General features: G+C 54.9%; 27 protein-coding genes. All 27 read right to left on the bottom strand.

Annotated features, from left to right (window positions below; translation table 11 throughout):
* Window positions 1-4: 4 nt before the first annotated feature.
* A complete protein-coding gene (gene secY / locus FHW68_RS25815) occupies window positions 5-1,333 on the bottom strand; it encodes a preprotein translocase subunit SecY (protein ID WP_007896784.1) in 1,329 nt (442 codons plus the stop codon).
* Window positions 1,334-1,771: a 50S ribosomal protein L15 gene (gene rplO, locus FHW68_RS25810; protein WP_011336169.1), complete on the bottom strand. Its 438-nt coding sequence runs from the start codon at window positions 1,769-1,771 to the stop codon at window positions 1,334-1,336.
* A 3-nt stretch (window positions 1,772-1,774) separates the two neighbouring features.
* The gene (gene rpmD, locus FHW68_RS25805; RefSeq protein ID WP_003186033.1) at window positions 1,775-1,951 is read right to left on the bottom strand and encodes a 50S ribosomal protein L30; all 177 of its coding nucleotides are present in this window, start codon (window positions 1,949-1,951) and stop codon (window positions 1,775-1,777) included.
* Window positions 1,952-1,953: 2 nt separating this feature from the next.
* Entirely contained in the window at window positions 1,954-2,454 is a 501-nt protein-coding gene (gene rpsE, locus FHW68_RS25800) for a 30S ribosomal protein S5 (protein ID WP_003186035.1), read from the bottom strand.
* 3 nt (window positions 2,455-2,457) lie between these two features.
* On the bottom strand, window positions 2,458-2,808 hold the full coding sequence (gene rplR, locus FHW68_RS25795; protein ID WP_003186037.1) for a 50S ribosomal protein L18: 351 nt from the start codon (window positions 2,806-2,808) through the stop codon (window positions 2,458-2,460).
* A gap of 10 nt (window positions 2,809-2,818) precedes the next feature.
* Window positions 2,819-3,352 carry a 50S ribosomal protein L6 gene (gene rplF / locus FHW68_RS25790; protein ID WP_003176412.1) on the bottom strand — a complete coding sequence of 178 codons (534 nt, stop codon included), beginning with the start codon at window positions 3,350-3,352 and terminating at the stop codon, window positions 2,819-2,821.
* Window positions 3,353-3,364: 12 nt separating this feature from the next.
* Window positions 3,365-3,757 (bottom strand): 30S ribosomal protein S8, encoded by a 393-nt coding sequence (gene rpsH / locus FHW68_RS25785; RefSeq protein ID WP_095630589.1) that lies wholly within the window; start codon window positions 3,755-3,757, stop codon window positions 3,365-3,367.
* Between the two features lie 210 nt (window positions 3,758-3,967).
* The gene (gene rpsN / locus FHW68_RS25780) at window positions 3,968-4,273 is read right to left on the bottom strand and encodes a 30S ribosomal protein S14 (RefSeq protein ID WP_003176414.1); all 306 of its coding nucleotides are present in this window, start codon (window positions 4,271-4,273) and stop codon (window positions 3,968-3,970) included.
* A 13-nt stretch (window positions 4,274-4,286) separates the two neighbouring features.
* Window positions 4,287-4,826: a 50S ribosomal protein L5 gene (gene rplE / locus FHW68_RS25775; protein WP_003176415.1), complete on the bottom strand. Its 540-nt coding sequence runs from the start codon at window positions 4,824-4,826 to the stop codon at window positions 4,287-4,289.
* 20 nt (window positions 4,827-4,846) lie between these two features.
* Window positions 4,847-5,161, bottom strand: a complete 315-nt coding sequence (gene rplX, locus FHW68_RS25770) for a 50S ribosomal protein L24 (protein ID WP_003186046.1) — start codon at window positions 5,159-5,161, stop codon at window positions 4,847-4,849.
* A gap of 11 nt (window positions 5,162-5,172) precedes the next feature.
* Complete coding sequence (gene rplN / locus FHW68_RS25765; RefSeq protein ID WP_002555479.1) at window positions 5,173-5,541, bottom strand: 50S ribosomal protein L14; 369 nt, start codon at window positions 5,539-5,541, stop codon at window positions 5,173-5,175.
* A 23-nt stretch (window positions 5,542-5,564) separates the two neighbouring features.
* Entirely contained in the window at window positions 5,565-5,831 is a 267-nt protein-coding gene (gene rpsQ / locus FHW68_RS25760) for a 30S ribosomal protein S17 (RefSeq protein WP_003176419.1), read from the bottom strand.
* Between the two features lie 2 nt (window positions 5,832-5,833).
* Window positions 5,834-6,025, bottom strand: a complete 192-nt coding sequence (rpmC, locus tag FHW68_RS25755; protein WP_002555481.1) for a 50S ribosomal protein L29 — start codon at window positions 6,023-6,025, stop codon at window positions 5,834-5,836.
* Window positions 6,025-6,438 carry a 50S ribosomal protein L16 gene (gene rplP / locus FHW68_RS25750; protein WP_007896757.1) on the bottom strand — a complete coding sequence of 138 codons (414 nt, stop codon included), beginning with the start codon at window positions 6,436-6,438 and terminating at the stop codon, window positions 6,025-6,027. Before rplP ends, rpmC begins: the two co-directional genes overlap by 1 nt.
* 12 nt (window positions 6,439-6,450) lie before the next feature.
* Window positions 6,451-7,137 carry a 30S ribosomal protein S3 gene (gene rpsC, locus FHW68_RS25745; RefSeq protein ID WP_003176422.1) on the bottom strand — a complete coding sequence of 229 codons (687 nt, stop codon included), beginning with the start codon at window positions 7,135-7,137 and terminating at the stop codon, window positions 6,451-6,453.
* A 13-nt stretch (window positions 7,138-7,150) separates the two neighbouring features.
* The gene (gene rplV, locus FHW68_RS25740) at window positions 7,151-7,483 is read right to left on the bottom strand and encodes a 50S ribosomal protein L22 (RefSeq protein WP_003103908.1); all 333 of its coding nucleotides are present in this window, start codon (window positions 7,481-7,483) and stop codon (window positions 7,151-7,153) included.
* Between the two features lie 11 nt (window positions 7,484-7,494).
* Complete coding sequence (rpsS, locus tag FHW68_RS25735; RefSeq protein WP_002555486.1) at window positions 7,495-7,770, bottom strand: 30S ribosomal protein S19; 276 nt, start codon at window positions 7,768-7,770, stop codon at window positions 7,495-7,497.
* A 16-nt stretch (window positions 7,771-7,786) separates the two neighbouring features.
* Window positions 7,787-8,611, bottom strand: a complete 825-nt coding sequence (gene rplB / locus FHW68_RS25730; protein ID WP_095630590.1) for a 50S ribosomal protein L2 — start codon at window positions 8,609-8,611, stop codon at window positions 7,787-7,789.
* A gap of 14 nt (window positions 8,612-8,625) precedes the next feature.
* The gene (gene rplW / locus FHW68_RS25725) at window positions 8,626-8,925 is read right to left on the bottom strand and encodes a 50S ribosomal protein L23 (protein ID WP_002555488.1); all 300 of its coding nucleotides are present in this window, start codon (window positions 8,923-8,925) and stop codon (window positions 8,626-8,628) included.
* Window positions 8,922-9,524 carry a 50S ribosomal protein L4 gene (rplD, locus tag FHW68_RS25720; RefSeq protein WP_095630591.1) on the bottom strand — a complete coding sequence of 201 codons (603 nt, stop codon included), beginning with the start codon at window positions 9,522-9,524 and terminating at the stop codon, window positions 8,922-8,924. The genes rplW and rplD overlap by 4 nt, the downstream gene beginning before the upstream one ends.
* 12 nt (window positions 9,525-9,536) lie before the next feature.
* Complete coding sequence (rplC, locus tag FHW68_RS25715; RefSeq protein ID WP_003186059.1) at window positions 9,537-10,172, bottom strand: 50S ribosomal protein L3; 636 nt, start codon at window positions 10,170-10,172, stop codon at window positions 9,537-9,539.
* A gap of 80 nt (window positions 10,173-10,252) precedes the next feature.
* Window positions 10,253-10,564, bottom strand: a complete 312-nt coding sequence (rpsJ, locus tag FHW68_RS25710) for a 30S ribosomal protein S10 (RefSeq protein ID WP_003186070.1) — start codon at window positions 10,562-10,564, stop codon at window positions 10,253-10,255.
* Between the two features lie 156 nt (window positions 10,565-10,720).
* Window positions 10,721-11,914: an elongation factor Tu gene (gene tuf / locus FHW68_RS25705; protein ID WP_095630592.1), complete on the bottom strand. Its 1,194-nt coding sequence runs from the start codon at window positions 11,912-11,914 to the stop codon at window positions 10,721-10,723.
* Window positions 11,915-11,945: 31 nt separating this feature from the next.
* Entirely contained in the window at window positions 11,946-14,051 is a 2,106-nt protein-coding gene (gene fusA / locus FHW68_RS25700; protein WP_095630593.1) for an elongation factor G, read from the bottom strand.
* 30 nt (window positions 14,052-14,081) lie between these two features.
* Window positions 14,082-14,552, bottom strand: coding sequence for a 30S ribosomal protein S7 (rpsG, locus tag FHW68_RS25695; RefSeq protein ID WP_002555493.1), 471 nt, complete (start codon window positions 14,550-14,552; stop codon window positions 14,082-14,084).
* A gap of 117 nt (window positions 14,553-14,669) precedes the next feature.
* A complete protein-coding gene (gene rpsL, locus FHW68_RS25690; protein WP_003186084.1) occupies window positions 14,670-15,041 on the bottom strand; it encodes a 30S ribosomal protein S12 in 372 nt (123 codons plus the stop codon).
* Between the two features lie 216 nt (window positions 15,042-15,257).
* Window positions 15,258-19,457 (bottom strand): DNA-directed RNA polymerase subunit beta', encoded by a 4,200-nt coding sequence (gene rpoC / locus FHW68_RS25685; protein ID WP_095630594.1) that lies wholly within the window; start codon window positions 19,455-19,457, stop codon window positions 15,258-15,260.
* Window positions 19,458-19,512: the final 55 nt, after the last annotated feature.

Here is a 19,512-nt window from a genome sequence, read left to right as displayed (position 1 = left end):
GTACTCAGCGCAACATGCCGCTGCCGTAACCCTTCAGGTTGGCTTTCTTCATCAGGGATTCGTACTGGTGCGAAACGAGGTGCGATTGTACTTGGGACATGAAGTCCATCACAACCACGACGACGATCAGCAACGAGGTCCCGCCAAGGTAGAACGGAACGTTTGCCGCAACCACCAGGAACTGGGGCAACAGACACACGGCCGTCATATATAGAGCACCGAACAGGGTCAAACGAGTCAGAACGCCATCAATATAGCGCGCAGACTGCTCACCTGGACGAATGCCCGGAATAAAGGCACCGGACTTCTTCAGGTTTTCCGCTACGTCTTTCGGATTGAACATCAACGCCGTATAGAAGAAGCAGAAGAAAATAATCCCTGCACTAAACAGCAGAATATTCAACGGCTGACCAGGAGCGATCGACTGCGAGATGTCCTGCAGCCAGCCCATACCTTCAGACTGACCGAACCAGGTACCCAACGAAGCCGGGAACAGCAAAATGCTGCTCGCGAAAATGGCCGGAATAACACCGGCCATGTTCACCTTCAGCGGCAAGTGGCTAGTCTGCGCAGCAAAGACCTTGCGGCCCTGCTGGCGCTTGGCGTAATGAACAGCAATGCGACGCTGACCACGCTCAATGAACACCACGAAACCGATAATCGCTACTGCCAGCAAACCGATGGCAACCAGGGCAAAAATGTTTATATCACCCTGACGCGCAGACTCGAAAGACTGCCCGATCGCTCTCGGAAGACCGGCGACGATACCTGCGAAAATCAACATCGAGATACCGTTGCCAACACCACGCTCAGTAATCTGCTCACCCAGCCACATCATGAACATCGCACCAGCCACAAACGTGGATACCGCGACGAAATGGAAGCCAAAGTCACCAGTGAACGCAACGCCCTGCCCTGCCAGACCAATGGACATGCCAATTGCCTGGACGAGAGCGAGGACGACAGTGCCGTAGCGGGTGTACTGAGCGATCTTGCGACGCCCAGCTTCACCTTCCTTCTTCAACTGCTCCAACTGCGGACTGACGGCGGTCATCAGTTGCATGATGATCGACGCCGAAATATACGGCATGATCCCCAGTGCAAAGATGCTCATCCGTTCCAGCGCACCGCCGGAAAACATGTTGAACAAGCTAAGAATGGTCCCCTCATTCTGTCGAAACAGGTCCGCGAGTCGGTCCGGGTTGATACCTGGAACCGGGATGTGTGCGCCTATTCGGTAGACGATAATCGCCAAGAATAGAAAACGCAGACGAGCCCAGAGTTCAGACATACCGCCTTTGCCGAGCGCAGAGAGAGCACCTTGCTTAGCCATTTATTCCTCGAACTTGCCGCCAGCTGCTTCGATAGCCGCACGCGCACCTTTGGTGGCGCCGATTCCCTTTCCGATGGTGACAGCGCGAGCAACTTCGCCGGACAGCATGATTTTCACACGCTGTACGTTGACGTTGATCACGTTGGCATCTTTCAGGGACTGCACGGTGACGATGTCGCCTTCCACTTTAGCCAGCTCGGACAGACGCACTTCTGCGCGATCCATGGCCTTCAGGGAAACGAAACCGAACTTCGGCAGGCGACGATGCAGCGGCTGTTGACCGCCTTCAAAGCCTGGAGCAATGGTGCCACCGGAGCGGGAGGTTTGACCTTTGTGGCCACGGCCACCGGTCTTGCCCAAACCACTACCGATACCACGGCCCGGACGATGCTTTTCGCGACGGGAACCCGGCGCTGGACTCAGATCATTGAGTTTCATCGATTAACCCTCGACACGCAGCATGTAGTAAGCCTTGTTGATCATCCCGCGATTCTCGGGAGTATCAAGTACTTCTACAGTGTGACCGATGCGACGCAGACCCAGACCCTTAACGCACAGTTTGTGGTTAGGGATGCGGCCGGTCATGCTTTTGATCAGCGTAACTTTAACGGTAGCCATGATCAGAAGATCTCCTTGACGCTTTTGCCACGCTTGGCGGCAATGGATTCAGGAGACTGCATAGCTTTCAAACCTTTGAAAGTGGCGTGAACCACGTTTACCGGGTTAGTCGAGCCGTAGCACTTGGCCAGAACGTTCTGAACGCCAGCAACTTCGAGGACAGCACGCATAGCGCCGCCAGCGATGATACCGGTACCTTCAGAAGCAGGCTGCATGTACACCTTCGAAGCGCCATGGGCGGACTTCATTGCGTACTGCAGAGTGGTGCCGTTCAGATCAACTTGGATCATGTTGCGGCGAGCAGCTTCCATTGCCTTCTGGATCGCAGCAGGCACTTCACGCGACTTGCCACGGCCGAAGCCAACACGCCCTTTACCATCACCAACCACGGTCAACGCGGTGAAAGTGAAGATACGGCCGCCTTTAACGGTTTTGGCTACGCGGTTAACTTGAACCAGCTTCTCGATGTAGCCTTCGTCGCGCTTTTGGTCGTTATTTGACATAACTTAGAACTCCAGCCCAGCTTCACGAGCAGCATCAGCCAGCGCCTTGACGCGGCCGTGGTACTTGAAGCCAGAGCGGTCGAAAGCCACCTGCGAGACGCCAGCGGCTTTAGCACGCGTAGCGACCAGCTGGCCAACCTTAGTGGCCGCGTCGATGTTGCCAGTGGCGCCATCACGCAGTTCTTTATCCAAAGTCGAGGCACTTGCCAGGACTTTGTTGCCGTCGGCCGAAATGACCTGGGCGTAGATGTGCTGCGACGAGCGGAACACGCAGAGACGCACGACTTCGAGTTCGTGCATTTTCAGGCGTGCTTTGCGAGCGCGACGCAGTCGAGTAACTTTTTTGTCGGTCATTTGCTATGCCCTACTTCTTCTTGGCTTCTTTACGACGGACGACTTCGTCCGCGTAGCGCACACCTTTGCCTTTGTACGGCTCTGGTGGACGGAAGTCGCGGATCTCGGCGGCCACTTGACCTACCAGCTGCTTATCGATGCCCTTGATCAGGATATCGGTCTGGCTAGGAGTCTCAGCGGTGATGCCTTCCGGCAGTTCATAATCCACTGGGTGCGAGAAGCCAAGAGCCAGGTTCAGCACTGTGCCTTTTGCTTGCGCTTTGTAACCAACACCGACCAGCTGGAGCTTGCGCTCGAAGCCTTGGCTTACGCCTTGGACCATGTTGTTAACCAACGCACGAGTGGTACCAGCCATTGCGCGAGTTTGTTGATCGCCATTGCGAGCAGCGAAACGCAGCTCACCAGCTTCTTCAACGATCTCAACGGACGAATGGATGTTCAGTTCGAGAGTGCCCTTGGCACCCTTCACCGAAAGCTGTTGGCCTGCGAATTTGACTTCGACACCGGCTGGCAGCTTAACGGGGTTCTTAGCGACGCGTGACATGCTTATCCCCCCTTAGAACACAGTGCAAAGAACTTCGCCGCCGACACCGGCAGCGCGCGCAGCACGATCCGTCATCACACCCTTGTTGGTGGAGACGATAGACACACCGAGACCGCCACGAACTTTTGGCAGATCATCGACGGACTTGTACTGACGCAGGCCTGGACGGCTAACGCGCTTCACTTCCTCGATGACCGGACGGCCTTCGAAGTACTTCAGCTCGATGGACAGCAGTGGCTTGATTTCGCTGCTGATCTGATAATCCGCAATGTAACCTTCGTCCTTCAGGACTTTGGCAACAGCTACCTTCAAAGTAGAAGATGGCATGCTTACGACGGACTTTTCAGCCATCTGGGCATTACGGATTCGAGTTAGCATGTCCGCTAACGGGTCCTGCATACTCATGGGCTAGACGCTCCTAATACACAAAAAATTAGCCTTGCGGCTACTACGTGTCGCCGAGTACATCCGCGCAAAAAAAGCACGGGCTCAGGCGAGCCGGGTATTCTAGACACACCCCACAAATGAATCAAGCCCCAATAGGGGCTTGATTCAAGTTCAAGGTCACCGATGGTCAGGATCTTGCGACCCCGAACACCGAGACTTTGACAGTGCTTACCAGCTGGCTTTAACCAGACCAGGCACGTCACCACGCATCGCAGCTTCACGCAGCTTGTTACGGCCGAGGCCGAACTTGCGGTAAACGCCGTGTGGACGACCGGTCAAGCGGCAGCGGTTACGCATGCGCGAAGCGCTTGCGTCACGTGGCTGCTTCTGCAGAGCTACTGTAGCTTCCCAACGTGCTTCTGGACTTGCGTTCAGATCAACGATGATAGCTTTCAGTGCTGCACGCTTCTTGGCGTACTTGGCAACCGTGAGCTGACGCTTCAGCTCGCGGTTTTTCATGCTCATCTTGGCCATTTTCCTACTCCAATCAGTTGCGGAACGGGAATTTGAAAGCGCGCAACAGAGCGCGACCTTCATCATCGTTCTTGGCAGTGGTGGTCAGGGTAATGTCCAGACCGCGGAGAGCATCGATCTTGTCGTAGTCGATTTCCGGGAAGATGATCTGCTCTTTAACGCCCATGCTGTAGTTACCACGACCATCGAAGGACTTGGCATTCAGGCCGCGGAAGTCGCGAACCCGAGGCAGGGAGATCGACAGCAGACGATCCAGGAACTCATACATACGCTCACGGCGCAGAGTCACTTTGACGCCAATCGGCCAACCTTCACGGACTTTAAAGCCAGCGATGGATTTCCGAGCGTAAGTCACAACGACTTTCTGACCGGTGATCTTTTCCAGGTCGGCAACAGCGTGCTCGATGACTTTTTTGTCACCGACCGCTTCGCCCAGACCCATGTTCAGGGTGATTTTTGTAACGCGTGGAACTTCCATCACGTTCGAAAGCTTAAGTTCTTCCTTAAGCTTCGGTGCGATTTCCTTCCAGTAAATCTCTTTTAGTCGTGCCATGGTCTTCTACCTAGCAGTGTTCAAGCATCAACCGCTTTTTGGGTCGACTTGAAGACACGAATTTTCTTGCCGTCTTCTACTTTAAAACCAACGCGATCAGCCTTGTTGGTTTCGCCGTTGAAAATGGCAACGTTGGAAGCGTGCAGTGGCGCTTCTTTCTCGACGATACCGCCTTGTACGCCCGACATCGGGTTAGGCTTGGTATGACGCTTGACCAGGTTCAGACCACCAACAACCAGACGGTTGTCAGCGAGAACCTTAAGCACCTTACCGCGCTTACCTTTGTCTTTGCCGGCGATCACGATGATCTCGTCGTCACGACGAATCTTTTGCATGTCGGATCTCCTTACAGCACTTCTGGGGCGAGCGAGACGATCTTCATGAACTTCTCAGTACGAAGTTCACGGGTCACTGGCCCAAAGATACGGGTGCCGATCGGCTCTTGCTTGTTGTTCAGAAGAACAGCAGCGTTGCCATCAAAGCGGATAATGGAGCCATCAGCACGGCGAACACCGTGACGAGTGCGGACCACAACAGCAGTCATCACTTGGCCTTTTTTCACCTTACCGCGAGGAATTGCTTCCTTCACGGTAACTTTGATGATGTCACCGATACCAGCGTAACGACGATGGGAGCCACCCAGCACCTTGATGCACATAACACGGCGAGCGCCGCTGTTATCGGCCACATCGAGCATGGATTGAGTCTGAATCATATAATTTCTCCGACCCCTAGTCCTTAGACTTCCACAGCGCGTTCGAGAACATCAACCAGCGCCCAAGACTTGGTCTTGGCCAAAGGACGAGTTTCACGAATAGTGACTTTGTCGCCGATGTGGCACTGATTGGTTTCGTCGTGCGCGTGCAGCTTAGTCGAACGCTTAACGTATTTACCGTAGATCGGGTGCTTAACGCGACGCTCGATCAGAACGGTGATGGTTTTGTCCATCTTGTCGCTGACAACACGGCCAGTCAGCGTACGGACAGTTTTTTCGGCTTCAGCCATGATTACTTACCTGCCTGCTGGTTGAGCACAGTCTTCACGCGAGCGATGTCACGCTTAACTTGCGAGAGCAGATGAGACTGCCCCAACTGGCCAGTTGCTTTCTGCATACGCAGATTGAACTGGTCGCGCAGCAAGCCGAGCAGTTGCTCGTTCAGCTGCTGTGCGGATTTTTCACGAAGTTCATTCGCTTTCATCACATCACCGTCCGTTTAACAAAGGCGGTGGCGAGCGGCAGCTTTGCAGCAGCCAGGGCAAAAGCCTCACGCGCCAGCTCTTCAGAAACACCCTCGATTTCATACAGGACTTTGCCTGGCTGAATCTGGGCAACCCAGTACTCCACACTACCCTTACCTTTACCCATCCGAACTTCGAGTGGCTTTTTGGAAATAGGCTTGTCCGGGAATACACGGATCCAGATCTTGCCGCCACGTTTAACGTGACGGGTCAGAGCACGACGCGCTGACTCGATCTGACGAGCGGTGAGACGACCACGAGCTACAGACTTCAGCGCGAACTCGCCGAAGCTGACTTTGCTACCGCGCTGAGCCAGACCACGGTTGTGGCCTGTCATCTGCTTGCGGAACTTCGTACGCTTTGGTTGCAACATTTGGCGTACCCCTTACTTAGCAGCTTTTTTACGAGGCGCTGGTGCTTGTGGTTTCAGTTCTTCTTGGCGACCACCAATTACTTCGCCTTTGAAGATCCAAACCTTTACACCGATCACACCATAAGTGGTGTGAGCTTCGTAGTTGGCATAGTCGATGTCGGCACGCAGGGTGTGCAGTGGCACACGACCTTCGCGATACCATTCAGTACGTGCGATTTCAGCACCGCCGAGACGACCGCTCACTTGGATTTTGATGCCTTTGGCACCAATGCGCATGGCGTTCTGAACAGCGCGCTTCATAGCGCGACGGAACATTACGCGACGCTCCAGCTGCTGAGCTACGCTCTGCGCAACCAGCATACCGTCGAGCTCCGGCTTACGGATCTCTTCGATATTGATGTGCACAGGCACACCCATTTGCTTGGTCAGGTCCTGACGCAGCTTCTCAACATCTTCACCTTTCTTCCCGATAACGATACCTGGACGAGCGGTGTGGATGGTGATGCGTGCAGTCTGAGCCGGACGATGGATATCGATACGGCTTACGGACGCGCTTTTTAGTTTGTCTTGGAGATATTCACGCACCTTCAGATCAGCGAACAAATAGTCCGCATAAGTCCGACCGTCTGCGTACCAGACGGAGGTGTGCTCCTTGACGATTCCCAGGCGAATGCCAATGGGATGTACTTTCTGACCCATCTCTTCGACTCCGTTACTTGTCAGCAACCTTGACAGTGATATGGCAAGACCGCTTGACGATGCGATCAGCACGGCCTTTGGCGCGTGGCATGATGCGCTTCAGCGAACGCCCTTCGTTGACGAAAACGGTGCTGACCTTCAGGTCATCAACGTCTGCGCCTTCGTTATGCTCGGCGTTGGCTACGGCCGACTCCAGCACTTTCTTCATGATCTCGGCGGCTTTCTTACTGCTGAAAGCCAACAGGTTGAGCGCTTCGCCCACCTTCTTCCCGCGGATCTGGTCGGCGACCAAGCGGGCTTTCTGGGCGGAGATTCGAGCGCCCGACAACTTAGCGGCTACTTCCATTTCCTAACCCCTTAACGCTTGGCTTTCTTGTCTGCCACGTGCCCACGATAAGTGCGGGTACCGGCGAACTCGCCCAGTTTGTGGCCGACCATGTCTTCGTTAACGAGAACTGGGACGTGTTGACGACCGTTGTGTACTGCGATGGTCAGACCGACCATTTGTGGCAGGATCATGGAACGACGCGACCAGGTCTTAACTGGTTTGCGATCGTTCTTTTCCGCCGCCACTTCGATCTTCTTCAGTAGGTGAAGATCGATAAAAGGACCTTTTTTCAGAGAACGTGGCACTGTCGTATCCCTCTATTTACTTGCGACGACGGACGATCATTTTGTCGGTACGCTTATTACCACGAGTCTTCGCGCCCTTAGTCGGGAAGCCCCATGGCGATACCGGATGACGACCACCAGAGGTACGACCTTCACCACCACCATGTGGGTGGTCAACCGGGTTCATGGCAACACCACGAACGGTTGGGCGAACGCCACGCCAGCGTTTGGCACCAGCTTTACCCAGCGAACGCAGGCTGTGCTCGGAGTTCGAGACCTCACCCAGGGTCGCACGGCATTCAGCCAGCACTTTACGCATCTCACCAGAACGCAGACGCAGGGTCACGTAGACACCTTCACGAGCGATCAGCTGAGCCGAAGCACCAGCAGAACGAGCGATTTGCGCGCCTTTACCTGGCTTCAATTCGATGCCGTGTACGGTGCTACCAACTGGAATGTTACGCAGTTGCAGAGCGTTGCCCGGCTTGATCGGCGCCAAAGCACCTGCGATCAGCTGGTCACCAGCACTCACGCCTTTAGGGGCGATGATGTAGCGACGCTCGCCATCTGCGTACAGCAGCAGAGCGATGTGAGCAGTACGGTTTGGATCGTATTCAATACGCTCGACAGTGGCAGAGATGCCATCTTTGTCGTTGCGACGGAAATCGACCAGACGATAATGCTGCTTGTGGCCACCACCGACGTGACGAGTGGTAATGCGACCATTGTTGTTACGACCACCAGTCTTCGATTTTTTCTCGAGCAGCGGTGCGTGAGGAGCGCCTTTATGCAGCTCCTGGTTGACCACCTTGACCACAAAACGGCGGCCAGGGGAAGTCGGTTTGCATTTAACGATTGCCATGATGCACCCCTTCCTTACTCAGCACTGCTGCTGAAATCGAGATCTTGGCCTGGCTGAAGGGAGATAACTGCCTTCTTCCAGTCATTACGCTTGCCCAGACCGCGAGCAGTGCGCTTGCTCTTACCCAGAACATTCAGGGTAGTAACACGCTCTACTTTCACGCTGAACAGGCTTTCGACGGCCTTCTTGATTTCCAGCTTGGTTGCATCAGTTGCAACCTTGAAAACGAACTGGCCTTTCTTGTCAGCCAGAACCGTAGCCTTCTCGGAAACGTGCGGGCCGAGCAGAACTTTAAATACGCGTTCCTGGTTCATCCCAGCAGCTCCTCGAATTTCTTCACGGCCGACACGGTGATCAACACCTTGTCGTATGCGATCAGACTAACTGGATCGGAACCTTGCACGTCACGTACATCAACGTGTGGCAGGTTGCGAGCAGCCAGGTACAGGTTCTGATCAACCACTTCAGACACGATCAAGACGTCAGTCAGGCCCATGCCGGTCAGTTTGCTCAGCAGGTCTTTGGTCTTCGGTGCATCAACAGCGAAGTCCTGAACCACAACCAGACGATCAGTACGCACCAGCTCAGCAAGGATGGAACGCATTGCTGCGCGATACATCTTCTTGTTCAGCTTCTGGGTGTGATCCTGAGGACGAGCTGCAAAAGTGGTACCGCCGCCACGCCAGATTGGGCTACGGATAGTACCGGCACGAGCACGGCCAGTACCTTTCTGACGCCATGGGCGCTTACCGCCACCACGAACGTCGGAACGGGTTTTTTGCTGCTTGCTACCTTGACGGCCGCCAGCCATGTAGGCCACGACTGCTTGGTGAACCAGCGTCTCGTTGAATTCGCCGCCAAATGTCAGTTCGGAAACTTCGATCGCTTGAGCGTCATTTACATTTAATTGCATGTCAGCTTCCCCTTAACCGCGAGCCTTGGCTGCTGGACGTACAACCAAGTTGCCGCCAGTAGCGCCAGGAACAGCACCCTTGACCAACAACAGATTGCGTTCAGCGTCCACGCGCACTACTTCGAGGGACTGCACGGTCACGCGCTCAGCGCCCATATGACCGGACATTTTTTTGCCCTTGAATACACGACCAGGAGTCTGGCACTGGCCGATAGAGCCTGGAACGCGGTGGGACACGGAGTTACCGTGGGTATTATCTTGCCCGCGGAAGTTCCAACGCTTGATCGTACCCTGGAAGCCTTTACCTTTGGACTGACCGGTTACATCAACCAGTTGACCAGCAGCGAAGATTTCAGCGTTGATCAGATCGCCGGCCTGGTACTCGCCTTCTTCAAGACGGAATTCCATTACGGTACGACCAGCGGCAACGTTCGCTTTAGCGAAGTGACCAGCTTGAGCAGCTGTAACACGCGAAGCACGACGCTCGCCTACAGTGACTTGCACTGCACGATAGCCATCGGTCTCTTCAGTTTTGAACTGGGTGACGCGATTCGGCTCGATCTCAATGACCGTGACCGGAATGGAGACACCTTCTTCGGTGAAAATACGGGTCATACCGCATTTACGACCGACTACACCAATAGTCATGTTGTAAACCTCATGAGTGTACGGGGCTTTCACCCGCTATGGCCGCCCATTTCAGAGCGTTACACGACCAAGACCGAGTCTTAGCCGAGGCTGATCTGCACTTCCACACCGGCCGCAAGATCAAGCTTCATAAGTGCATCAACGGTTTTATCCGTTGGCTGGACGATGTCCAGAACGCGCTTATGAGTACGGATCTCGTACTGGTCACGCGCGTCTTTGTTGACGTGCGGGGAGACCAGAACGGTGAACCGCTCTTTACGGGTAGGCAGTGGAATTGGACCACGCACTTGAGCACCAGTACGTTTCGCGGTTTCCACGATTTCCTGGGTGGATTGGTCGATCAGGCGATGGTCAAAAGCCTTCAACCTGATACGGATTTGCTGATTTTGCATTGGATTTCAGACTCCGGCTGCTATTCCCACCGAGCGCAATACGCCCGTTAAAAGGAGGCGCAATTCTATAGACGCCCCATATAGGTGTCAACCCAATAAAAAAGCCCCCGCTAAGCGGGGGCTTTTTCAATTCATCGAAGCTTACTCAAAAAGAGCTTACTCGATGATTTTGGCTACGACGCCAGCGCCGACGGTACGACCGCCTTCACGGATAGCGAAACGCAGACCGTCTTCCATTGCGATGGTCTTGATCAGGGTGACAACCATTTTGATGTTGTCGCCCGGCATTACCATTTCAACGCCTTCTGGCAGTTCGCAGTTACCAGTCACGTCAGTAGTACGGAAGTAGAACTGTGGACGGTAGCCTTTGAAGAACGGAGTGTGACGACCGCCTTCTTCCTTGCTCAGAACGTAGACTTCAGCTTCGAACTTGGTGTGCGGCTTGACCGAACCTGGCTTAACCAGAACCTGGCCACGCTCAACGTCGTCACGCTTGGTACCACGCAGCAGAACGCCGCAGTTCTCGCCAGCACGACCTTCGTCGAGCAGCTTACGGAACATTTCAACACCGGTGCAGGTGGTGACGGTAGTCTCACGCAGACCAACGATTTCCAGTGGATCCTGAACCTTGACGATACCGCGCTCGATACGGCCAGTTACAACAGTACCGCGACCGGAGATCGAGAATACGTCTTCGATTGGCATCAGGAACGGCTTGTCGATAACACGGACCGGATCCGGGATGTAGCTGTCCAGAGTTTCAACCAACTTCTTGACGGCAGTGGTGCCCATCTCGTTGTCGTCTTGACCGTTCAGAGCCATCAGAGCCGAACCGATGATGATCGGAGTGTCGTCGCCCGGGAAGTCGTAAGTGCTCAGCAGATCGCGCACTTCCATCTCAACCAGTTCCAGCAGCTCAGCGTCGTCAACCATGTCAGCCTTGTTCAGGAAGACAACGATGTACGGTACGCCTACCTGACGGGACAGCAGGATGTGCTCACGGGTTTGTGGCATCGGACCATCAGCGGCCGAGCAAACCAGGATCGCGCCGTCCATCTGGGCAGCACCAGTGATCATGTTCTTCACGTAGTCAGCGTGACCTGGGCAGTCAACGTGAGCGTAGTGACGAATCGAAGAGTTGTACTCAACGTGCGCGGTGTTGATGGTGATACCACGAGCTTTTTCTTCCGGAGCGCTGTCGATTTTGTCGAAAGCAACAACGGCCGAACCGAAAACTTCGGAGCAGACGCGAGTCAGAGCAGCGGTCAGCGTGGTTTTACCGTGGTCGACGTGACCGATGGTGCCAACGTTGACGTGCGGGAGGGTACGGTCAAATTTTTCTTTAGCCACGACAATTAACTCCTAGCCTAAAGGGGCTGAATCAGCCTTGTTTTTTGGTAACAGTTTCGACGATATGCGACGGAGCTGTATTGTATTTTTTGAATTCCATAGAGTAGCTTGCGCGACCTTGGGACATGGAGCGGACGTCGGTCGCATAACCGAACATCTCACCCAGCGGAACTTCGGCGCGAATCACTTTGCCGGAGACCGTGTCTTCCATACCCAGGATCATGCCGCGACGACGGTTAAGGTCGCCCATCACGTCACCCATATAGTCTTCAGGCGTAACAACCTCTACCGCCATGATCGGCTCAAGCAACTCACCACCGCCCTTCTGGGCCAGTTGCTTGGTAGCCATGGAGGCAGCCACTTTAAACGCCATCTCGTTGGAGTCGACGTCGTGGTAGGAACCATCAAACACGGTAGCCTTCAGGCCGATCAGCGGATAGCCGGCAACAACGCCGTTCTTCATCTGCTCTTCGATACCCTTCTGGATAGCCGGGATGTATTCCTTAGGAACCACACCACCCACTACTTCGTTCAGGAATTGCAGACCTTCCTGACCTTCGTCAGCAGGAGCAAAACGAATCCAGCAGTGACCGAACTGGCCACGACCGCCGGACTGGCGAACGAACTTGCCTTCAATCTCGCAGCTCTTCGTGATGCGCTCACGGTACGAAACCTGAGGCTTGCCGATGTTGGCTTCGACGTTGAACTCACGGCGCATCCGGTCAACCAGGATGTCCAGGTGCAACTCGCCCATGCCAGAGATGATCGTCTGACCAGTCTCTTCATCAGTCTTGACGCGGAAAGACGGGTCTTCCTGAGCAAGCTTGCCCAGAGCGATACCCATTTTTTCCTGGTCATCCTTGGTCTTAGGCTCTACGGCTACCGAGATAACCGGCTCCGGGAAGTCCATGCGAACCAGGATGATTGGCTTGTCAGCGTTGCACAGAGTCTCACCAGTGGTGACGTCCTTCATGCCGATCAGGGCCGCGATGTCGCCAGCGCGAACTTCCTTGATCTCTTCACGGGCGTTTGCGTGCATTTGCACCATACGACCCACGCGCTCTTTCTTGCCTTTAACCGAGTTGATCACGCCGTCGCCGGAGGCCAACACGCCCGAGTAAACTCGAACGAAGGTCAAGGTACCCACGAATGGGTCGGTAGCGATCTTGAACGCCAAAGCCGAGAACGGCTCGTTGTCGTCTGCGTGACGCTCCATCTGCTTTTCCTCGTCATCCGGGTCAGTACCCTTGATGGCAGGAATGTCAGTTGGTGCAGGCAGGTAGTCGATAACGGCGTCGAGAACCAGGGGAACACCCTTGTTCTTGAAGGAAGAACCGCAAACAGCCAGAACGATCTCACCAGCGATAGTACGCTGACGCAGAGCGGCCTTGATTTCCTCGATGGAAAGCTCTTCGCCCTCGAGGTACTTGTTCATCAGCTCTTCACTGGCTTCGGCAGCAGCCTCAACCATGTTGCTGCGCCACTCTTCAGCCAGTTCCTGCAATTCGGCAGGGATAGCTTCGCGACGCGGAGTCATACCCTTGTCGGAATCGTTCCAGTAAACCGCTTCCATGGTCATCAAATCGATCTGACCCTGGAAGTTGTCTTCGGAACCGATAGCCAACTGGATTGGCACCGGAGTGTGACCCAGACGCTGCTTGATCTGAGCGATCACGCGCAGGAAGTTCGCACCGGCACGGTCCATCTTGTTCACGTAAACGATACGTGGAACACCGTACTTGTTGGCCTGACGCCATACGGTTTCGGACTGAGGTTCAACACCGGAAGTACCACAGAACACAACCACAGCGCCGTCGAGCACACGCAGGGAACGCTCAACTTCAATAGTGAAGTCTACGTGACCCGGGGTATCGATGACGTTGAAGCGGTATTGGTCCTTGTGCTGCTTCGCAGAACCCTGCCAGAAGGCGGTAATAGCAGCAGAAGTAATGGTAATACCACGCTCCTGCTCCTGAACCATCCAGTCTGTGGTCGCGGCGCCGTCATGCACCTCGCCCATCTTGTGACTTTTGCCAGTGTAAAAAAGGACGCGCTCGGTGGTGGTGGTTTTACCAGCATCCACGTGAGCAACGATACCAATGTTACGGTAGCGATTAATCGGTGTAGTACGAGCCATAAAGCCCTCGCAAAATTAGTGACGCTAAAATTAGAAGCGGTAGTGCGAGAAAGCTTTGTTAGCTTCAGCCATACGGTGCACGTCTTCACGCTTCTTAACTGCAGCACCTTTACCTTCGGCAGCGTCCAACAGTTCGCCAGCCAAACGCAGAGCCATAGACTTCTCGCCGCGCTTACGGGCGAAGTCTACCAACCAGCGCATTGCCAGAGCGTTACGACGGGACGGACGAACTTCAACCGGAACCTGGTAAGTAGCACCGCCTACACGGCGCGACTTTACTTCGACCAGCGGAGCGATGGCGTCGAGAGCTTTCTCGAAGATTTCCAGGGGGTCGCTGTTCTTGCGTTCTTTAACCTTTTCCAGCGCGCCATAAACGATACGCTCGGCAACGGCTTTCTTGCCGCTCTCCATCACGTGGTTCATGAACTTGGCCAGGATTTGGCTTCCGTATTTTGGATCGTCAAGCACTTCGCGCTTGGCTGCTACGCGTCTTCTTGGCATGGATAAGCCCTCAAACGGTCTTCAGGTTCGCTCGGAATCGGTGCCCTTTCGGGACGCCTCCGACCTTACTCTTATCGACTCAGAAAAATAGAAATCAGTTTTTGCAGCACGCGACCATTACTTCGGACGCTTGGTACCGTACTTCGAACGACCCTGGTTACGACCTTTAACGCCGGAAGTATCCAAAGAACCGCGAACGGTGTGGTAACGAACACCTGGCAAGTCTTTTACACGACCGCCGCGGATCAGTACCACGCTGTGCTCTTGCAGGTTGTGGCCTTCACCGCCGATGTACGAGGAAACCTCGAAACCGTTGGTCAGACGCACACGGCATACTTTACGCAGTGCCGAGTTAGGTTTTTTCGGCGTGGTGGTATACACACGGGTGCATACGCCACGACGTTGCGGGCAGTTCTGCAGCGCAGGCACGTCGGATTTCTCGACGATACGCTTACGCGGCTGACGTACCAGCTGGTTGATAGTTGCCATCTACTAGCTCCACTGTTGTCTTGCGACGCTATTGTCTTGCAAGAAAAGCAAAATGGCAGGAACGAATTCCCGCCAAATTTAGGGGTACAAGAGTCTAAAGAGGATCTTGCCCCCAGTCAAGGAAAGGCCCCGACCTCCCCGTTCATCCAACCTCGACAAATTGTCTCGATTCGATGAACGGAACAGCCAGGGCCTTACGCTCATTTACCGCAGAACTCAGTTACCGCTCGAGTTCAGCGCTTCGGTCAGTGCAGCTTCCACTTCACTGGCGCTTACGCGCAACGGTTTGTCAGCATCACGGCGGCGCTTGCGCTCGCTGTGGTAAGCCAGACCGGTACCCGCCGGGATCAAACGACCCACGACTACGTTTTCTTTCAGGCCGCGCAGGTAATCGCGCTTGCCGGTTACCGCCGCTTCGGTCAGTACTCGAGTGGTTTCCTGGAAGGAAGCCGCCGAGATGAACGATTCGGTGGACAACGACGCCTTGGTGATACCCAGCAGTACGCGAGTGAACTTGGAAACGAATTTCTCGTCGCCAGCCAGACGCTCGTTCTCTACCAGAACGTGAGTCAATTCCATCTGGTCGCCCTTGATGAAACTGGAATCGCCGGATTCAGCGATTTCAACTTTACGCAGCATCTGACGCAGAATGGTCTCGATGTGCTTGTCGTTGATCTTCACGCCTTGCAGACGGTAAACGTCCTGAATCTCGTTCACGATGTACTTGGCCAGCGCACTCACACCCAGCAGACGCAGGATGTCGTGTGGATCGCTCGGGCCGTCGGAGATAACTTCGCCGCGGTTTACCTGTTCGCCTTCGAAGACGTTCAGGTGACGCCACTTCGGAATCAGCTCTTCGTACGGATCGCTGCCGTCGTTCGGGGTGATAACCAGACGGCGCTTGCCTTTGGTTTCTTTACCGAACGCGATGGTGCCGCTGACTTCAGCCAGAATCGAGGCTTCTTTCGGGCGACGGGCTTCGAACAAGTCGGCAACACGCGGCAGACCACCGGTGATGTCACGGGTCTTCGAAGTCTCTTGCGGAATACGAGCGATAACATCACCGATCGCGATTTTCGCACCATCCGCTACACCAACCAGGGCGTTAGCAGGCAGGAAGTACTGAGCGATTACGTCGGTACCCGGCAGCAAGAGATCCTTGCCGTTGTCATCAACCATCTTCACAGCAGGACGGATATCTTTACCGGCAGCTGGACGGTCTTTGGCGTCGAGTACTTCAATGTTGGTCATACCGGTCAATTCGTCAGTCTGACGCTTGATCGTGATGCCTTCTTCCATGCCTACGTAGGTCACGGTACCTTTCATTTCGGTAACGATCGGGTGAGTGTGCGGATCCCACTTGGCCACGATTGCGCCAGCGTCGACCTTGTCACCTTCTTTAACCGAAATCACAGCACCGTACGGCAGCTTGTAACGCTCGCGCTCACGACCGAAGTCATCAGCGATCGCCAGCTCACCGGAACGGGACACAGCAACCAGGCACCCATCGACTCGCTCAACGTGTTTCAGGTTATGCAGACGGACGGTACCGCCATTCTTCACCTGAACGCTGTCGGCCGCGGAGGTCCGGCTTGCCGCACCACCGATGTGGAACGTACGCATGGTCAGCTGGGTACCCGGCTCACCGATGGACTGGGCAGCGATAACACCGACCGCTTCACCAATGTTCACCTGATGACCACGAGCCAAGTCACGGCCATAGCATTTGGCGCAAATGCCGTAGCGGGTTTCGCAGCTGATTGGCGAACGCACGATCACTTCGTCGATGCTGTTCAGCTCGATGAATTCGACCCACTTTTCGTCTACCAGAGTACCGGCAGGAACGATGACTTCTTCGGTACCCGGCTTGAACACGTCACGGGCAATGACACGGCCCAATACGCGCTCACCCAACGGCTCAACAACGTCACCGCCTTCAATGTGCGGAGTCATTACCAGGCCATGTTCGGTGCCGCAATCGATCTCGGTTACTACCAGATCCTGCGCCACGTCTACCAGACGACGAGTCAGGTAACCGGAGTTCGCAGTTTTCAACGCGGTATCCGCCAAACCTTTACGAGCACCGTGAGTAGAGATGAAGTACTGAAGTACGCTCAAACCTTCACGGAAGTTCGCAGTAATCGGCGTTTCGATGATGGAGCCGTCCGGCTTGGCCATCAGGCCACGCATACCGGCGAGCTGACGGATCTGCGCAGCAGAACCCCGTGCGCCCGAGTCGGCCATCATGTACATCGAGTTGAACGACTCCTGGTCGACTTCGACGCCATGACGGTCAATGACTTTCTCTTTCGAGAGGTTGGCCATCATCGCCTTGGAAACTTCGTCGTTCGCCTTGGACCAAAGGTCGATCACTTTGTTGTACTTCTCGCCCTGGGTTACCAGGCCGGAGGCGTATTGGCTTTCGATCTCTTTCACTTCGTCGGTGGCTGCACCGATGATGCGAGCTTTTTCATCCGGGATAACGAAGTCGTTAACACCGATGGAAACGCCGGAGATGGTCGAATAAGCAAAACCGGTGTACATCAACTGGTCAGCGAAGATCACAGTCTCTTTCAGACCAACCACGCGGTAGCACTGGTTGATCAGCTTGGAGATCGCCTTTTTCTTCATCGGCAGGTTGACGACGTCGTATGACAGACCTTTTGGCACAACCTGGAACAACAGCGCACGGCCAACAGTGGTGTCGACGATACGAGTGTTGGTCACGCTGCCGCCATCGCGGTCGTTGACGGTTTCGGTGATCCGCACTTTGACTTTAGCGTGCAGTGCGGCTTCGCCAGCACGGAACACACGGTCAACTTCCTGCAGATCCGCAAACACACGACCTTCGCCCTTGGCGTTGATCGCTTCACGAGTCATGTAGTACAGACCCAATACAACGTCCTGCGACGGAACGATGATTGGCTCACCGTTGGCTGGCGACAGAATGTTGTTGGTCGACATCATCAACGCACGCGCTTCCAGCTGGGCTTCCAGTGTCAGCGGTACGTGCACGGCCATTTGGTCGCCGTCGAAGTCGGCGTTGTACGCAGCACAGACCAGAGGGTGCAGCTGGATAGCCTTACCTTCGATCAGTACCGGTTCAAACGCCTGGATACCCAGACGGTGAAGAGTCGGTGCACGGTTGAGAAGAACCGGGTGTTCGCGAATCACTTCAGCGAGAACGTCCCAAACCTCTGGCAGTTCGCGCTCGACCATCTTCTTGGCTGCTTTGATGGTGGTAGCAAGACCACGCATTTCCAGCTTGCCGAAAATGAACGGCTTGAACAGCTCCAGAGCCATCTTCTTCGGCAGACCGCACTGGTGCAGGCGCAGGGTCGGGCCAACGGTAATTACCGAACGACCGGAGTAGTCAACACGCTTACCGAGCAAGTTCTGACGGAAACGACCCTGCTTACCCTTGATCATGTCAGCCAAGGATTTCAGAGGACGCTTGTTGGAACCGGTGATAGCGCGACCACGACGACCGTTGTCGAGCAGTGCGTCGACAGCTTCCTGCAACATACGCTTTTCGTTGCGCACGATGATGTCCGGAGCGGACAGATCGAGCAGACGCTTCAAGCGGTTGTTACGGTTGATCACTCGACGATACAGGTCGTTGAGGTCGGAAGTCGCGAAGCGACCGCCATCCAGCGGGACCAGTGGACGCAGATCTGGCGGCAGAACCGGCAGAACGGTCAGCACCATCCACTCTGGCAGGTTGCCGGAACCCTGGAAGGCTTCCATCAACTTCAGACGCTTGGACAGCTTCTTGATCTTGGTTTCGGAGTTGGTTTGCGGAATTTCTTCACGCAGACGACCAATCTCGTGCTCCAGGTCGATAGCGTGCAGCAGTTCGCGGACAGCTTCGGCACCCATGCGGGCATCGAAATCGTCGCCGAACTCTTCCAGCGCTTCGAAGTACTGCTCGTCGTTGAGCAACTGACCCTTTTCAAGGGTGGTCATGCCTGGATCGATAACGACATAGCTCTCGAAGTAGAGAACGCGTTCGATATCACGCAGGGTCATGTCCATCAGCAAGCCGATACGGGACGGCAGCGATTTCAGGAACCAGATGTGGGCAACCGGCGAGGCCAGTTCGATGTGCGCCATGCGCTCACGACGAACTTTTGCCAGCGCGACTTCAACACCGCACTTCTCGCAGATCACACCACGGTGCTTCAAGCGCTTGTACTTACCGCACAGGCACTCGTAATCCTTTACCGGGCCAAAGATCTTGGCGCAGAACAGGCCGTCACGCTCAGGTTTGAACGTACGGTAGTTAATGGTTTCCGGCTTTTTAACTTCACCGAACGACCACGAACGGATCATCTCAGGCGATGCCAATCCAATACGGATGGCGTCGAACTCTTCGACTTGACCCTGGTTTTTCAGCAAATTCAGTAGGTCTTTCAAGGCCTTTCCTCCTGGCGGAGCAGAGAGCGGGCAATCCTGCCCCGCTCTCGATTCG

This window comes from Pseudomonas sp. Tn43 (assembly GCF_014192635.1).
In the GTDB taxonomy this organism is placed as follows: domain Bacteria; phylum Pseudomonadota; class Gammaproteobacteria; order Pseudomonadales; family Pseudomonadaceae; genus Aquipseudomonas.
This window is presented reverse-complemented; position numbering and strand designations above follow the sequence as displayed.

Excerpts from the sequence above, each read along its gene's own strand:
- secY (WP_007896784.1), bottom strand. The coding sequence starts at position 1,333 with ATGGCTAAGCAAGGTGCTCTCTCTGCGCTCGGCAAAGGCGGTATGTCT.
- rplD (WP_095630591.1), bottom strand. The coding sequence starts at position 9,524 with ATGCAATTAAATGTAAATGACGCTCAAGCGATCGAAGTTTCCGAACTG.
- rpmD (WP_003186033.1), bottom strand. The coding sequence starts at position 1,951 with ATGGCTACCGTTAAAGTTACGCTGATCAAAAGCATGACCGGCCGCATC.
- rplE (WP_003176415.1), bottom strand. The coding sequence starts at position 4,826 with ATGGCACGACTAAAAGAGATTTACTGGAAGGAAATCGCACCGAAGCTT.
- rpsE (WP_003186035.1), bottom strand. The coding sequence starts at position 2,454 with ATGTCAAATAACGACCAAAAGCGCGACGAAGGCTACATCGAGAAGCTG.
- rplC (WP_003186059.1), bottom strand. The coding sequence starts at position 10,172 with ATGACTATTGGTGTAGTCGGTCGTAAATGCGGTATGACCCGTATTTTC.
- rplO (WP_011336169.1), bottom strand. The coding sequence starts at position 1,771 with ATGAAACTCAATGATCTGAGTCCAGCGCCGGGTTCCCGTCGCGAAAAG.
- rplP (WP_007896757.1), bottom strand. The coding sequence starts at position 6,438 with ATGTTGCAACCAAAGCGTACGAAGTTCCGCAAGCAGATGACAGGCCAC.
- rplX (WP_003186046.1), bottom strand. The coding sequence starts at position 5,161 with ATGCAAAAGATTCGTCGTGACGACGAGATCATCGTGATCGCCGGCAAA.
- rpsH (WP_095630589.1), bottom strand. The coding sequence starts at position 3,757 with ATGAGTATGCAGGACCCGTTAGCGGACATGCTAACTCGAATCCGTAAT.
- rpsC (WP_003176422.1), bottom strand. The coding sequence starts at position 7,137 with ATGGGTCAGAAAGTACATCCCATTGGCATTCGCCTGGGAATCGTCAAG.
- rplB (WP_095630590.1), bottom strand. The coding sequence starts at position 8,611 with ATGGCAATCGTTAAATGCAAACCGACTTCCCCTGGCCGCCGTTTTGTG.
- rpmC (WP_002555481.1), bottom strand. The coding sequence starts at position 6,025 with ATGAAAGCGAATGAACTTCGTGAAAAATCCGCACAGCAGCTGAACGAG.
- rplN (WP_002555479.1), bottom strand. The coding sequence starts at position 5,541 with ATGATTCAGACTCAATCCATGCTCGATGTGGCCGATAACAGCGGCGCT.
- rplV (WP_003103908.1), bottom strand. The coding sequence starts at position 7,483 with ATGGAAGTAGCCGCTAAGTTGTCGGGCGCTCGAATCTCCGCCCAGAAA.
- rplR (WP_003186037.1), bottom strand. The coding sequence starts at position 2,808 with ATGACCGACAAAAAAGTTACTCGACTGCGTCGCGCTCGCAAAGCACGC.
- rpsL (WP_003186084.1), bottom strand. The coding sequence starts at position 15,041 with ATGGCAACTATCAACCAGCTGGTACGTCAGCCGCGTAAGCGTATCGTC.
- rpsG (WP_002555493.1), bottom strand. The coding sequence starts at position 14,552 with ATGCCAAGAAGACGCGTAGCAGCCAAGCGCGAAGTGCTTGACGATCCA.
- rpsJ (WP_003186070.1), bottom strand. The coding sequence starts at position 10,564 with ATGCAAAATCAGCAAATCCGTATCAGGTTGAAGGCTTTTGACCATCGC.
- rpsQ (WP_003176419.1), bottom strand. The coding sequence starts at position 5,831 with ATGGCTGAAGCCGAAAAAACTGTCCGTACGCTGACTGGCCGTGTTGTC.
- rpsN (WP_003176414.1), bottom strand. The coding sequence starts at position 4,273 with ATGGCCAAGATGAGCATGAAAAACCGCGAGCTGAAGCGTCAGCTCACG.
- rplF (WP_003176412.1), bottom strand. The coding sequence starts at position 3,352 with ATGTCACGCGTCGCTAAGAACCCCGTTAAGCTGCCAGCCGGTGTCGAA.
- fusA (WP_095630593.1), bottom strand. The coding sequence starts at position 14,051 with ATGGCTCGTACTACACCGATTAATCGCTACCGTAACATTGGTATCGTT.
- rplW (WP_002555488.1), bottom strand. The coding sequence starts at position 8,925 with ATGAACCAGGAACGCGTATTTAAAGTTCTGCTCGGCCCGCACGTTTCC.